Origin of the sequence: Streptomyces rectiverticillatus, from assembly GCF_013394065.1 — a bacterium.
Lineage (GTDB): Bacteria > Actinomycetota > Actinomycetes > Streptomycetales > Streptomycetaceae > Streptomyces > Streptomyces rectiverticillatus.
Genome location: NZ_CP040752.1, coordinates 3,909,576 through 3,922,939, shown reverse-complemented (window position 1 = coordinate 3,922,939; position 13,364 = coordinate 3,909,576). Strand labels below are relative to the sequence as shown.

Annotated in this window: 15 protein-coding genes, 1 tRNA gene and 3 pseudogenes; 9 read left to right on the top strand and 10 right to left on the bottom strand. The window is 68.2% G+C overall.

Translation table 11 applies throughout. The features are described from left to right. Nucleotides 1–171: 171 nt before the first annotated feature. The 6 genes and pseudogenes from FGW37_RS34160 to FGW37_RS16970 all read left to right on the top strand — a co-directional run. A pseudogene (locus FGW37_RS34160) lies at nucleotides 172–298 on the top strand (IS5/IS1182 family transposase); the annotation flags it as partial. Next, nucleotides 264–554 (top strand): transposase, encoded by a 291-nt coding sequence (locus tag FGW37_RS33325; RefSeq protein WP_246430896.1) that lies wholly within the window; start codon nucleotides 264–266, stop codon nucleotides 552–554. The pseudogene FGW37_RS34160 and the gene FGW37_RS33325, both read left to right, overlap by 35 nt. 123 nt (nucleotides 555–677) lie before the next feature. Then, nucleotides 678–1,184, top strand: a complete 507-nt coding sequence (locus tag FGW37_RS16985) for a DUF6624 domain-containing protein (RefSeq protein WP_179081824.1) — start codon at nucleotides 678–680, stop codon at nucleotides 1,182–1,184. 350 nt (nucleotides 1,185–1,534) lie between these two features. Beyond that, nucleotides 1,535–1,756, top strand: coding sequence for a hypothetical protein (locus FGW37_RS16980; protein ID WP_179081823.1), 222 nt, complete (start codon nucleotides 1,535–1,537; stop codon nucleotides 1,754–1,756). 2 nt (nucleotides 1,757–1,758) lie between these two features. Next, nucleotides 1,759–1,998: a hypothetical protein gene (locus FGW37_RS16975; protein WP_179081822.1), complete on the top strand. Its 240-nt coding sequence runs from the start codon at nucleotides 1,759–1,761 to the stop codon at nucleotides 1,996–1,998. A 254-nt stretch (nucleotides 1,999–2,252) separates the two neighbouring features. Beyond that, nucleotides 2,253–2,982 (top strand): annotated as a pseudogene (locus FGW37_RS16970) (IS5 family transposase). A 13-nt stretch (nucleotides 2,983–2,995) separates the two neighbouring features. Here FGW37_RS16970 and FGW37_RS33320 read toward each other — a convergent pair. The 7 genes from FGW37_RS33320 to FGW37_RS16940 form a co-directional block, all read right to left on the bottom strand. Beyond that, nucleotides 2,996–3,220, bottom strand: a complete 225-nt coding sequence (locus tag FGW37_RS33320) for a hypothetical protein (RefSeq protein ID WP_246430415.1) — start codon at nucleotides 3,218–3,220, stop codon at nucleotides 2,996–2,998. Between the two features lie 209 nt (nucleotides 3,221–3,429). After that, nucleotides 3,430–3,819: a hypothetical protein gene (locus FGW37_RS16965; protein WP_179081821.1), complete on the bottom strand. Its 390-nt coding sequence runs from the start codon at nucleotides 3,817–3,819 to the stop codon at nucleotides 3,430–3,432. A 313-nt stretch (nucleotides 3,820–4,132) separates the two neighbouring features. Continuing rightward, nucleotides 4,133–5,101, bottom strand: a complete 969-nt coding sequence (hemC, locus tag FGW37_RS16960; RefSeq protein ID WP_179081820.1) for a hydroxymethylbilane synthase — start codon at nucleotides 5,099–5,101, stop codon at nucleotides 4,133–4,135. Next, on the bottom strand, nucleotides 5,098–5,847 hold the full coding sequence (locus tag FGW37_RS16955) for an NUDIX domain-containing protein (RefSeq protein WP_218650587.1): 750 nt from the start codon (nucleotides 5,845–5,847) through the stop codon (nucleotides 5,098–5,100). The genes hemC and FGW37_RS16955 overlap by 4 nt, the downstream gene beginning before the upstream one ends. 284 nt (nucleotides 5,848–6,131) lie before the next feature. Next, nucleotides 6,132–6,983 carry a helix-turn-helix domain-containing protein gene (locus FGW37_RS16950; RefSeq protein WP_179081819.1) on the bottom strand — a complete coding sequence of 284 codons (852 nt, stop codon included), beginning with the start codon at nucleotides 6,981–6,983 and terminating at the stop codon, nucleotides 6,132–6,134. 24 nt (nucleotides 6,984–7,007) lie between these two features. Next, entirely contained in the window at nucleotides 7,008–7,532 is a 525-nt protein-coding gene (locus FGW37_RS16945; protein ID WP_179081818.1) for a DUF6879 family protein, read from the bottom strand. Then, nucleotides 7,504–7,746, bottom strand: coding sequence for a hypothetical protein (locus FGW37_RS16940; RefSeq protein ID WP_179081817.1), 243 nt, complete (start codon nucleotides 7,744–7,746; stop codon nucleotides 7,504–7,506). The genes FGW37_RS16945 and FGW37_RS16940 overlap by 29 nt, the downstream gene beginning before the upstream one ends. Before the next feature lie 659 nt (nucleotides 7,747–8,405). Here FGW37_RS16940 and FGW37_RS16935 point away from each other — a divergent pair. Next, a complete protein-coding gene (locus FGW37_RS16935; protein WP_179081816.1) occupies nucleotides 8,406–9,170 on the top strand; it encodes a hypothetical protein in 765 nt (254 codons plus the stop codon). A gap of 2 nt (nucleotides 9,171–9,172) precedes the next feature. Here FGW37_RS16935 and FGW37_RS16930 read toward each other — a convergent pair whose 3' ends face one another. The 3 genes from FGW37_RS16930 to FGW37_RS16920 all read right to left on the bottom strand — a co-directional run bounded on the left by FGW37_RS16930 (nucleotide 9,173) and on the right by FGW37_RS16920 (nucleotide 11,399). Then, nucleotides 9,173–9,322, bottom strand: a complete 150-nt coding sequence (locus FGW37_RS16930; RefSeq protein WP_179081815.1) for a hypothetical protein — start codon at nucleotides 9,320–9,322, stop codon at nucleotides 9,173–9,175. A gap of 230 nt (nucleotides 9,323–9,552) precedes the next feature. Continuing rightward, nucleotides 9,553–9,642 (bottom strand) — tRNA-Ser (locus FGW37_RS16925). Nucleotides 9,643–9,683: 41 nt separating this feature from the next. Continuing rightward, nucleotides 9,684–11,399, bottom strand: coding sequence for a S1C family serine protease (locus FGW37_RS16920; RefSeq protein WP_425506545.1), 1,716 nt, complete (start codon nucleotides 11,397–11,399; stop codon nucleotides 9,684–9,686). Nucleotides 11,400–11,661: 262 nt separating this feature from the next. Between FGW37_RS16920 and FGW37_RS16915 the strand changes: the two genes are divergently transcribed. Together FGW37_RS16915 and FGW37_RS16910 are read left to right on the top strand one after the other, a co-directional pair. Next, nucleotides 11,662–12,489: a glycerophosphodiester phosphodiesterase gene (locus FGW37_RS16915; protein WP_246430414.1), complete on the top strand. Its 828-nt coding sequence runs from the start codon at nucleotides 11,662–11,664 to the stop codon at nucleotides 12,487–12,489. 122 nt (nucleotides 12,490–12,611) lie between these two features. After that, nucleotides 12,612–13,244, top strand: a pseudogene (locus FGW37_RS16910) (ATP-binding protein). The last annotated feature ends 120 nt before the right edge of the window (nucleotides 13,245–13,364 follow it).

The window sequence follows — 13,364 nt, the reverse complement described above, 5'->3', positions numbered from 1 at the left end:
CCTTTGCGGCCGTCCTGTCCGACGCCGACTCGGAGGGCCGTATCGACTGGTCGATGTGAGCGTGGACTCCACCTCCTGCCGGGCCCACCAGCATGCGGCCGGAGCGCGCAGGAGATCGCCGCGGGTGCTGGGAAAAGAGCAACGCCCCGGCAGCACCGCCCCGACGAGGGGCTGGGACGCTCCCGGGGCGGCCTGACCTGCAAGATCCACCTTGCCGGGGAAGGCGGACGCCGGCCCCTGGCACTGCTGGTCACTCCGGGCCAGTGGGGCGATGCCCCGCAGCTCATCCCTGTCATGGAGCGCATCCGGTCGGCCGGGTCGGTGGTGCCATCCCCGAGCCGAAGAGCCGGCGGGCCAACCGCAAGCGCCGCGGCAGCCATGGCGGGCGGCCCACCGGCTTCGACAAGACGATCTACAAGCGCAGGAACGAAGTGGAGCGGACGATCAACGCCCTCAAGTACTTCCGGGCCGTGGCCACGAGATTCGACAAGCGTGCCTACGTCTTCCAGGGCACCGTGACCGTCGCAGCGATCCGGCTCCGGCTCCGGGCATAAATCCATTATCCGGGTCCGGAGAGGCGCCTGTCACCGTTCTCCGGAATGATCTTTACACCTTATTTGCGCCTTTAGGGTTGCGGTCGACGAGCACAACGCACCGACGCAACCAGGAAGTCGAGAGTGGAGCACGACGTTGCCGCACTGGCGGTGGAACTCGCCGACATGGCCGTGGCAGATCACCAGTCCGCAGTCCGCGCGAACAGCGATGACCCGGCCGAGCAGCTGGCGTGGCGGCGGCTGACCGCACGGCACGGCGACCGGCTCGGCGAGATCATGGACGAGTACGGCTGGCCGACGGCAGAAATGGTCGGCGAGGAAGCCGCACGCGCGGCGTGGCTGATCGCCCAGCACGCCGACCGGCAGCTCGACGTCCAGCGGCGCGCCCTCCAGCTGATGGAGCAGGCGGTGTCGGCAGGCTCGGCCAGCCCGCGCGAGCTGGCCTTTCTGCGCGACCGTACGCTGGTCAATGAGGGCCGCAAGCAGGTCTACGGCACTCAGATCGCCGGCGTGAAGGACGGGTCACCCATTCCGTGGCCTTGTGAAGAGCCCGAGCGCATGGACGCACTCCGTGCGGAAGTCGGCATCGAGCCCTTTGACGAGTACGTCGCCAAGTTCGCGATGACCTGACAGCCAATCCCCAGTCGCGGCCGCGGAATCAAACAAGGCTGACCTGCCGTGACAATGATCCGCCGGACAGGCTCTAGGGACTCCTGCGACCCGTCGGACATGGCGGAGATGGAGAAGATGTCCGCGAGGACGCTCGCTGCGAGGAGATCAGGGTCCAGTCCCGGCTGGCACTGATCAAGTACCGGCGGCTCCAGGTGGCGTGCGTGGCCTCGGCCGGAGCTGCGTTTCTGCTTCTCGCGGCGGACCATCTCGCCGCATTGAGCTGACACCCGGCCGGAGACACTCACCGCGACACGTCTGTCACCTCAATCTAGGCTCGAAGGGCATTTCCCCCACGCAAGGAGGAATCGATGGGACTTGTACTCGACCCGAAGATCGTCCACAAGGATGGGCACCTCATCGAGCATGCCGCGCCGGACAAGCACGCCAACGCCCTGAGCGTCCAGGAGGCGTGGGCGGCCTTCACCGCGGCGGTCTCCAAGCTGCCACCGCCGGAGCAGGAGCAGCTCGCCAGCAAGGTGGCGATGAGTGTCCTGGTTTACCTCGGCGGTGTCACGGACAAGGAGAGCTGACCATGCCGATCGCGAAGGCAGGAAATGTCTCGTATTTCGTTCCGGACAGCGTGGCCAAGGACCTGGGCTACAACGACCCCCACCAAGGCGCCGGCAGCGACAACGGCAGCATGAAGGAAGCAGTGGGGCTGTTCAACGCCATCGCCAAGGCGCTTGGCGCGGAGACGATCAAGATGCCGACTCTGGCGGACCTCGCGAGACTCAACCCCATGGGCGAGTCAAGCAAAACGAGTCCGACGTGAGCTCGATCGTGTGAACGTCATGGTCGGGTGACGTACGAGGTCGGGACAGGCCGGAAGGAGAACCATGCGGTCGGCATCCGTCCGTTGTGACCAAATTCGAAGGCGCGGACAGAGCAACCGTTTTACTCCGCACGGGCCTGATCACATACCGAGCTGAAGCGTGTTCCGTGAACCGGTATCGACCCATCGGACACGCCCTAAGTCCTGTCCGGTGGATCATGTGACTGTCTCGCGTTCGGGGCGTTAGGCCCTGCGTGGGGCGGGGTGAATTGACGAATGACGAGTGGGCCCGGCTGCAGCCGCATCTGCCGAAGTCCGGGCAGCGAGGCGGACGCTGGGCCAGCCACCGCAAGGTGATCAACGGGATCCTCTTCCGTGAGCGGGCTGGTGTCCCGTGGCGGGATCTACCGACACGTTTCGGAAGCTGGAAAACCGTCTATGAGCGGCACAGACGCTGGTCGGCGGACGGGACGTGGGACCGGATCCTGCGGGCCGTCCAGAGCGACGCCGACGCGGAAGGCCGGATCGACTGGAGCATGGTGAGCGTGGACTCGACATCCTGCCGTCCGCTGGCCCTCCTGATCACCCCGGGCCAGTGGGGCGATGCCCCGCAGCTCATCCCGGTCATGGAACGCGTCCGCGTCGCCCGTCCCGCTGGCGGGCATCCGCGGACCCGGCCGGACCACCTGGGCGGCGACAAGGCATACAGCTCCCGCCGAAACCGCCGCTACCTGCGCAGACGTCAGATCAAGCACACCATCCCGGAGCCGTAGGACCAGCGGGCCAACCGCAAGCGTCGCGGCAGCAAGGGAGGCCGACCCGCCGGATTCGACAAGGACATGCACAAATGCCGCAATGAAGTCGAGTGGACGATCAACCGCCTCAAGAACTTCCGGGCCGTCGCGACACGCTATGACAAACGCGCCTACGTCTTCCACGGAACCGTCACCGTCGCAGCGAATCCGACTCTGGCTCCGGACATGACCCGCAGGACAGCCTAAGGGACTTCCCTCAGGTAAAGGGCGGCGCAAGAGTGACAGAACGGCTCGCCTTTCGCGGTGCCCCAGGCATCGGATGGCTGAGTGGCGGAGGATGGGTCGAGATCACGGCCGCACATAGCCTCCGTCCCACCCAGCCGGACCATGTGCCAGACCTTCACCGGGGCGTCTGGCTGCCCAGGCGAGAGGCCCTCTGGATATTCAGCCCGCATCTCGTGTTCCATGGCGTTACATCCCCTACTCCCATGACCTGTCTGTCGCCGCCCGGCAGGCTCTGATGCACCATCCGGCTATCCGGGCAGCAAGTAGACCAGACGAACACTCACCTGCCGACGAGAAGCGTTGCGGGCAATGCCCTCAAACCACACGTTCGGTCGACCACGGCGTCGTGATCCGCCGGACAGGACTTAGCAGCCCCGGGACGGCGCGACGGTCAGCCCGTGTGGTGCCGGACGTACTGCCGCCAGGCATGCGCGAGCGTCCGGTATCGGTCGCCGTCCAGCTCGCCCCGCGTGACTCGCTCGGAGATCCGGTCCATGTACGTCCGAATCGTCGGCGCCCGCCACGGCTCCGGCACCACAATGCTGCTCACCCCGCGCTGATAGGTGGTGCCTCGCATGGCGACACGTCCGTCGAGTGACGACATCAGGAACTCGCCGCAGGCCGACCCTTCGCCCATCAGGTCCCACGCGTCGAGCAGCCGTACCCGCCGCCACTCGGTACCGTCTTCCCCGGACGGCAGGGCCAGGAGGAACTCGCGTTCCGGACCGAACACCCCGTGCTCGCAAGCGAGCGCGAACCACCCCGCGTTGGCCGCTTCCACGACCCCAGGGTTCTCTTCGTCCACCCAGCCGTCCACCCAAGCGTCCCGCCGGCCGTCTGCCGGACCACACGATGCGAGCAGACCCACGACGCTCATCGGTGGCGTGCCCGGGGACACACCCCCCGGAAGCACCAACAACCCTGCCCGACGCAACCGCTCCACGGCTCCCAGCTCAACCACCCGCACGAACTCCCCTCCGCCGAACGCGCCGTCAGCGCACAGTGATCTTGCATCACGCGCGCGTGCTCCCACCTTCCGATAAGTGCCGGGGAGCAGGCGGTACGGGGTGAGACAGGCCCCAACACGAAGAGGGTCAGTGAGGGATGCCCTCGATGATGTCCCGGGCGCCTTGCCGCAGCAGCTCGGCGCAGACGCGGGTGCCGAGGGTGGCGGGGTCGTTGTCGCTCTCGCCCCAGATGTGAGCGTGGACGAACTTGGAGCCGTCGCGTGAGAAGACCATCCCGCGCAGGGACAACTGTCCGTCAGGGTCGGTGATGCAGTGACCGGCGATGGGGCTGTTGCAGTGCCCGCGCAGGCCGTGCAGCATCACGCGCTCAGCGGTGATCTCGGTCATGGTCTGCTCGTCGTTGAGCCGGGCCAGCAGTGCCGCCACTGCCGCATCGTCCCGGCGGCACTCCAGCCCGAGCGTGCCAGCGCCCACCGCGGGAAGCATCTCGTCCACGCTGAATACCTGCCGCCCCCGGTGGGCAATCCCGAGCCGCTCCAGCCCGGAGGTGGCGAGGACCATCGCGTCGAGCTTGGCATCCACCTTCCGCTTGCCGTCGAGCTTCTCGACCCGGGAGCCGACCGCTCCACGGACCCGTACGACGCTGAGGTCGGGCCGTACCCGGTTGATCTGTGCCTTGCGCCGCACTGCGGACGTGGCCACGGCGGCACCAGGAGGAAGGTCGGCAAGGGTCTGCCGCTCGGACCCCTCGGGGAAAAGCAGGACGTCCCGTACGTCGTCCCTGTCCAGGTAGGCGGCGAAGATCAGCCCCTGCGGTAGGGGCCGGTCGCCGGGGACGTCTTTGACACAGTGCACGGCCATGTCGACGTCACCGCGCTGGAGCATGGTGTCGATCTCTTTGACGTAGAGCCCTTTGCCGCCGAGCTGGGCCAGGTCGCCCTGCCACTTGTCGGCCTCGGTCGTCACGGGCACCACCTCGATCTTCAGCTCCGGCTCATGCTTCCGCAGCAGAGTGGAGACCTGGTCGACCTGGGCAAGCGCCATCGGGGAACTGCGGGTGCCGATCCGAAGGGTGCGCTCAGGGAAGTCGGTCATGGTGTCGGCTCCTCGGTCCTGGATTCCAGATAGCTGGCGGGCTGGGCCCGGTGGGTACGTAAAGCACGCCCGACGCGTTCGGACATGCGCGGGTGGAGAAGTCCGAGTGCGGAGCCGGTGTACTCCCAGCGCCACGCGTCGACCTCGTCCTGCTGCAGGACAATGCGGCTCTCATCGCCGGAGTACAGCCGCGGACTGGTGAACAAGAACGCCAGACGGTCACGACGCCCCGGGCCGGTGGCCTGCAGCCACTCGACCGCGAGGAAGCGCCACAGGTGGGCGTCGAAGGTGAGGCCGAGTTCTTCACGGACTTCCCGCCGGGCAGCGTCGAGAGGCGATTCCCCCGGTTCAACGATCCCGCCCGGCAGATGCCACGGGGCACCACGCTTCGCCGGGTGAACCAGCAGCAGACGCCCCAGACGGTCCGCGATCAGCACATGTGCCGTGACCGGGAACCCATGCGCCACCGTCACACCCCCGGCGCGCTCGCCGCGCTCCCGGCCGTGCTCGCCGTCCTGGTCCTGGTCGACGTCGGCGTAATCGGTGAAGGTCCGCCGGAACGGCCGGTGACCGGTGTCCCGAGCATGCTCGAACATCCACGTCTCGGCATCGCCGCGGTCCACAAACCGCCCGGAGTGCGCCGCGCACTCCTCCTCGTCACCGGCTACACACTCAGCTGTGTACTCAGGGCACACCGCCGCGTCCTGCGTGATCGTGTACGGCACGAACCGAAAGACCCGGCTCACCGGTGTCCCTCCGCGTGCCTGCGCATCCGGATATCGCAGTCCGTAACGGTCGTATAGTCACCCGCCGTCCGGGCGCCCAACCGGGTGATCGCCAATCTCGCGCAGTCCCCGCAGCCGGGGACCGGATCCGGCCGCTCAAAGGTCGGCAACCCCAAGTGGGGAGCTGGTGACATGGTCGTCCTACGAGTGCTCATCCCCGCTCCTCGCGTCGTCCGAATGACGACACGCTAGGAGCACGAGAGTCCGACCCCCTAGCAAGTTCTACGTTGTTGCACGCGAGTTCTTCACCGGAGCGAGTCGAGTGCTGCAGTCACCACAGCTCGGGCTGACGCCCCGTACACAGCCAGGTCGCGCAGCTCGGAGAACGCTTTGACGTACATCGCGACCTCACCCGGTGCCGTGACGGTCACCTGGGCTGTCAGCAGCTCCACGTGGACCCGCTCGTCATCGAAGATGTTGAAGCCCTCCAGGGTCCACATGCCGCGGCTCTGCGCCGTAAACGGGATGACCCCGACCGAGACAGCGGGGAGCGACATGACCGACAGCAGGTGTCCCAACTGGCCAGCCATCGTCTCGGCATCGCCGATCTGGTACCTCAGTACCGACTCCTCAATCAGCAGGGTGAACCGATGCCCCGCTTCCTGGAGAACGCGCGCCCGAGCCATGCGGGCTTCAACGGCCTCGACCGTGTCGTCCGGGGTGCCATGGAACCGGCGGATGACCGACAGCAACGCGGACGCATAGGCGGGCGTCTGGAACAAGCCTGGCACGACATGTGACGCATAGCCTCGGTGAAGCTTCGTACGCTCGTAGAGCGGGATACGAGATTCCTGCAGGCGCCGCAGGCCAGTGCGCTGCAGACGCCTCCACTCCAGGTACATGGAGTCGGCAGTACGCGACGCCGCAATGATGTCCGCCGCCTCGTCGCCGGCATCACATGCAGCGCACCATGCCCGAATATCCGCATCTGACGGGGGCGTACGCGCATTCTCAATGCGTGAGGACTTGGACTTGTTCCACCCGCAGAGTACGGCCAGCTCATGCCCTGTCAGCCCGGCGTCGAGTCGGACCTCACGCAGCTTCGCCGCCACGGCCTTGCGGGCTGTTTCGACGCTCGATGACTGATACTTGGGCATGAGCTGGCTCGTCCGCTGACGTCGTCAGACAGCGAACTCCGCGTGGGTGGTTGCGCGCTGCCAGACCGCATCGAACGCCTCAGCGCACCGCTTGATCACTGCCGGGTCGTCGCACAGCTCATGCCCCGCGGATGCGCCGTCGCCGCTGAAGTGGCCGAAGCGGATCAGTCGGTCGTCGAACAGCCAGAAGTCCGCACCGGGCAGAGCCAGCGTGGCTGCGTCCCTTCGGGGCAGCCAACGGACCGTCTCCCCGGCCTCGACGTTCAGATGCGTACCGGCGTACTCGTAACGGATGTACTCACTGACAGGCACTGAGACCACCCGAGCTCGACGAATCTCCACACCGCGCGCTACCGCGCTCCGTACCAAGTCGAGCCAGGGACGACGCCGCTCAACCGAATCAGGCGTGATCTCTCCGCAGGCTTGCCACTCGGCGAAGTCGTCGGTCTCCGAAGCGACGCTGTACGTATCCCGCAGCTCCAGGTGAACGGCCGATCGGTGGCACTGCTTGATCAGGTCACTAAACGGTGGAACGCTGTTCGGCCTCATCGCACGCCTTCCTGATCAGCGGCACCATACGCGCCGGAATCCGGATCACTGCTTCCGTGTCGGGGATGTGGCCCACCGTACGGCACTCTTCTTCGGTCTCGTTGTCGGCCTTCCACCCCTGGAACACGAGATCGGCGCTCTTGCCATCCACCCATACCGTCGGGCAGTCATCGCCGTTGGTGTTCGGGTCCTTGCCGAAGAACAGTAGAGCCATGGCCTTGACCCCTGCCTACTCGGTTGCGTCTGGTTGCACAGACGATGGCCGCGCCAGCCCTCCCCGTCAAGGTGCCGTGGTGTTCCCCGGAGCTCCCCGGAGCCCGCAGGCGGCAACACACAGTAGGAGAGCGCAGGATGGGCCGCGGTGTGGAGTCCTGTGCCACAGAAAGTCAGCCACGACGGCGGGGCGGCCGAACGATCGTCCGCCACGTGTGCCACCTATGCCCCTTCCCGGCATCAGCCACTATGCCGATGCTTTCCCCTCGTCACGGCCTGAGCCGCCCACGGGTCAGCGGCGCTAGTGCTGGTACACCTCCCGCAGACGAACGCGGTGCCGCACGCGAAGCGTTCTGCACCACAGAGCATCGGCCCACCACTGGCCTTCGCGGGCGCCGGGAGCCTCGGACAGCGTCCGGTCGGGCCGGGGACGTGGTCCTGATGGTGGTGCTGCTCGAACCCTTCACAATGGTCGGTCGCGGAGTGCTGGCTGTTGTTCGGGGTGCTGGTGCTGTTCCGGGCGGTGCGCGACAGCGGTAATGCGCGCTGAGCGGCCGGGGCCGCCGTGTAGCGGGGCGGAGACAACAGGAGCGGGCGAGCGAGGGCAAGTGGCAGCCGCACACTGAGGTAGAAGAACCGCCCAAGGACGTCACGGCGGCCTTGGCCTGGATGGCGAAGAAGTCCGTCAAGGTGACCGCTCTCAGCAGCCCCGTGCACGTCCGCGCGGCCTTGGAGTCCCTGCAACTGAAGCTGAACGGCGAACTGGCCGCGGCGAACACGGTGAAGCGGAAGGAGACCGTGTTCACCAACGCGCTCCGGTTCGCCATCGAATGCGAACTCCTCCCCACCCTCCCGACGACCAAAGTCGACTGGGAAGCGCCCGAGGCAGACGACGAAGTCGACTTTCGTTTCGTCGCGGGTCCCCGCCTGTCCAGACGGATCACCACCGCCACTGGCGACCAGGGCGACCGCGGACGCCACCTCCTCGCCTTCTTCGGCTGCCTCTACTACGCCGCCGCTCGCCCCGCAGAAATCACCGCGCTGACCCGGGCCGACTGCAACCTGCCCGAGACAGGGTGGGGCGAACTCCTCCTCTCGAAGAGCGCACCCCGCATCGGCTCCGCCTGGACGAACACCGGAGAGTCATTCGACTCCCGCGGGCTGAAGCGGAGGGCACACAACGCCACCCACTCCGTGCCCATCCCACCTGCCCTCGTCCGCATGCTCCTGGACCACATCGCAGAATTCGGCGTCGCCGAGGACGGCCGACTCTTCCGGGCCGCCCGCGGCGGCCACCTGCTCTCCAAGGAGTACGGCGAGATCTGGAAGGCCGCCCGCCTAGCGGTCCTGTCCAGGCCGAGGCCACTGCGCCACTCGCGGCCAAACCGTACTCACTGCGCCACGCGGGCGTCTCCCTCTGGCTGAAGTCAGGCGTTGCCCCCGCCGAAGTCGCCCGCCGTGCCGGGCACAGCATCGCCGTCTTCTTCCGCTTCTACGTCAAGGTCATCCACGGCAGCCAGACGCGTTCCAACGAGCAGATCGAGCGCGCTCTGATGGACGACGACGAGTAGCGCCACAGCGCCAAGAAGCCCTACCCGCCTACAGGCAGGTAGGGCTTTCTGCTGTTCAGAGGGCCGGAGCAACGATCCGTCACGGCCTGGTGGTCCACGGAATCTGGGCCACAAATGGGCCACAGACACTGGTCAACGCCGGGAAGCAGGCGCTACAGGGTGAGACAGCGCCCGCCTATGCGCAAGGGGTGCCCCCGGATCGGGTGCACCCCTTCTGACCTGCGTCAATGCAGGTGTGGCGGAGGCTGAGGGATTTGAACCCTCGGTGACATCGCTGCCACGACGGTTTTCAAGACCGTTCCCTTAGGCCGCTCGGGCAAGCCTCCCCGCACCGCCTGTGCGGCGGCGCGGGGGCCAGCCTATCGCTTCAGCTGTCGCCCTTGCGTTCGCCCAATGTGATCTCTGCCGTGGACTGCTTGCCGTCGCGGGTGTAGGTCACGGTCACCTTGTCGCCCGGCTTGTGGGTCCAGATCTCGCTGATGAGGGTGGGGCCGCTGTCGATGGCGGTGTCGTCGAGCTTGGTGATGACGTCGCCCGGCTTGAGGCCGGCCTTGTCGGCCGGGCCGCCCGGGGCCACGGCCGGGCTGTTGTTGTCACCGGTGGGGGCGATCTTGGCGCCCGCGCCGGCGTCCTTCATGTTCACCGAGGCGGAGATGACCGGGTAGACCGGCTTGCCGGTCTTGATGAGCTGGTCGGCGACGTTCTTCGCCTGGTTGATCGGGATGGCGAAGCCGAGGCCGATGCTGCCGGCCTGCTGCTGGGCGCCGCCGAAGCCACCGCCGTTGTTCGCGGACTGGATGGCGGAGTTGATGCCGATGACCGCGCCCTGGGCGTTGAGGAGCGGGCCGCCGGAGTTGCCCGGGTTGATCGACGCGTCCGTCTGGAGGGCGCTCATGTACGAGGCCTTGCCCATGCCGCCGCCGTCGCTGGAGGCCACGGGGCGCTTCTTGGCGCTGACGATGCCCGTGGTGACCGTGCCGGACAGCCCGAAAGGCGCGCCGATCGCGATCGTGGCGTCACCCACCGCCGTCCTGTCGGAGTTCCCCAGCGGGAGGGGGTTGAGCTTCGTGCCGGAAGGGTTCTTCAGCTTGATGACGGCGACGTCGTAGCCCTGTGCCCGGCCCACGACCTCGGCGTCGTACTGCTTGCCGTCCGAGAACGTGGCCATGAGCTTGCCACCGCCCTGTGCGGCCGAGGCGACGACGTGGTTGTTGGTGAGGATGTGGCCCTGGGTGTCGTAGACGAAGCCGGTGCCCGTACCGCCCTCGCCGCCGCCGCTCTGCGCCTCGATGGTGACGACGCTCGGCAGCGCCTTGTTGGCGATGTCCGCGACGGAACCGGGGGCGCGGCTCTCGGTCTTCGGGTCGCCGGACGACGAGATGGTCGTCGAGCTGCCGGCGTCGTCACGGCTGGCCGCCCAGTAGCCGATCCCGCCGCCGACGCCGCCCGCGACGAGGGTCGCCGCCAGCGCCATCGCCACGAGCCCGCCGCCGCGCTTGCGAGCGGGCGGGTACGCGTCGGGGCCGCCGGCCCACACCCCGGTCGGGCCCACCGGGCCGCCGCCCGCCGGTGCGCCGTACGGGTACGGCCCCGCCTGGGGCTGAGCCTGCGGCGGCTGGTGGGGGTGCTGGGGCTGCTGCTGAGGCTGCTGGGGGTGCTGGGGGTGCTGGGCCTGCGCGTCGTACCAGCCGCCGGCACCCCGGCCCTGCGCCCCCGGCTGGTGCCCGTACCCCGGCTGCGGCGGGGCCGCCGGCGGTACCGGAGCCTGGGGCGGAGCGGCCGGGGCAGCCGGTGCGGCCGGAACAGCCGGAGCGCCCGGAACGGCGCCGGAAGCAGGGTCGACAGGGGCAGCGGGGTCAGCAGGGGCAGCAGCGGGCGCAGCGGCCGCAGGCGTCTCCGTGCGGGCCTGCGAGCCGGGTGCGTCCGCACCAGCCGCACCCGTCGCACCAGCCGCACCCGTCACCGCGGCCCCGGCCGCCTCCGCGCCGTCGCCCTTCTCCATCGAAATGCCCGACGAGCCGCCCGGAACATCCGGAACGCCCTCCGCAGGCGCGACGGCGGCGCCCTCGTTCTCGGTGCTCACAGTTCTCTCCTCATCAGGTGCCACATCAGTTCCTACATGGTGCCTACGCCATGCGCGGTGTGGTGTCCACGTCATCCGCAGGATCCATGCCGCCGGCGTCGTTCCCGCCACCCACGACCAGCCCGGGACAAGCTTTTCCCACCGCACGTCAGACCACCGTAAGCGGACCCTGTGCCCCCACGGCGGCAACGCTGCGCTCCAGGCACTCCATAACAAAAGGGACCGCATGCACGATGGTGCCGGGCGATGGCACGATAACGCGGTGACCAATGCGCACCCGGCCCGGGACCTCCGCCCCGAGCGGCACCCGCTCTCCGTCGTCGCCCACCGCGGGGCCTCCGAGGACGCTCCGGAACACACCCTGGCCGCGTACCGCAAGGCGATCGAGGACGGTGCCGACGCGCTCGAGTGCGATATCCGGCTCACCGCCGACGGCCACCTCGTCTGCGTGCACGACCGCCGCGTCAACCGCACCTCCAACGGCCGCGGCGCCGTCTCCTCCCTGGAGCTCGCCGACCTCGCCACTCTCGACTTCGGCTCCTGGAAGGCCGACGTCTCCGACATGGAGGCCCCGGACCTCGACACGACGTCCGTGCTCACCCTGGAGCGGCTGCTGGAGCTCGTGGCCGACGCGGGGAGGCGCGTCGAGCTCGCCATCGAGACCAAGCACCCGACCCGCTGGGCGGGCCAGGTGGAACAGAAGCTGCTCGAACTCCTGGGCCGCTTCGGACTCGCCGGGCCGCCCGCGGACGACGGCCCCTCGCCGGTACGGGTCATGAGCTTCTCCGCCCGCTCCCTGCACCGCGTCCAGCTGGCCGCGCCGGCGCTGCCGACCGTCTACCTGATGCAGTTCGTCTCGCCCCGTCACCGCGACGGGCGGCTGCCCGCGGGGGTCCGCATCGCCGGCCCGAGCATCCGCATCATCCGCAAGGACCCCGGCTACGTGGCCCGGCTGCACGAAGCGGGCAATGAGGTGCACGTCTGGACGGTGAACGAGCCCGAGGACGTCGAGCTCTGCGCGCGCCTCGGCGTGGACGCGCTGATCACGAACCGGCCCAGGCGGGTGCTCACCCAGCTCGGCCGGTCGTAGTTCCCCTGTATCCAGCCGCGTCCAGCCGCGGGACGCAGCTGCATCAGCTGCATCCAGCCACGTATCCCCATGACGCCCACGCCGTAGTCCCATTACAAGGAGTGCACCGGCGCGTTCGGTGCGTGTTCGAGTCGGTCGAGTGCCCCCGGCGGGTCTCGGATGGCCGGTTTCCGGTCCAGTCCATTGGGGCATCCATCCCCTGACGTGGGGCAAAGGAGGTCTCGGGGGTGGCGTTGGTGGTGGCACAGGAGGTGCCCACGTCGTCGATCATGGCCGTACCCCATGGTCCAACCGGTGTGGGCCAGGCAAGACACCGGATGCGCAAGGATCTGCGCATCATCGGGGTACCGGATTCGGTCATCGACGACGCCGTACTGATCCTTTCGGAGCTGCTCAGCAACGCGTACCGGCACGGACGCCCGCTGAGCCCGGAGGGGGACGGTCGCAGAGACGGGGACGAGGGGGACAAGGACGGGGGGATACGTGCCGCATGGAGAGTGGACGCCCACGGCCGGCTCACGGTCGAGGTGACGGACGGCGGAGGCCCGACCCGGCCGGTTCCGGCCACGCCTTCGGTGACCGCCCGCGGAGGCCGCGGGCTGAACATCATCAGCGCCCTCTCCCAGGACTGGGGGGTCCGTGACACATCGGGCGAGATGACCGTCTGGGCCGCGCTCTCGGTGCACGACAGCTTCGCTACGCGCGTCGCCGCAGGCCCCAGACCCGCATTCGCAGATATCGACGAACTGACATGACGACGGCGTGACGCGCGTAGATCCAGCCGCGAGACGTCGACGAAGCATTCCCGTACGAACCAAGAGAACGAAGAGCAAGCACGCCCGTGCACGGCCGGTGGGCCCCGCACCCGGAGCGCC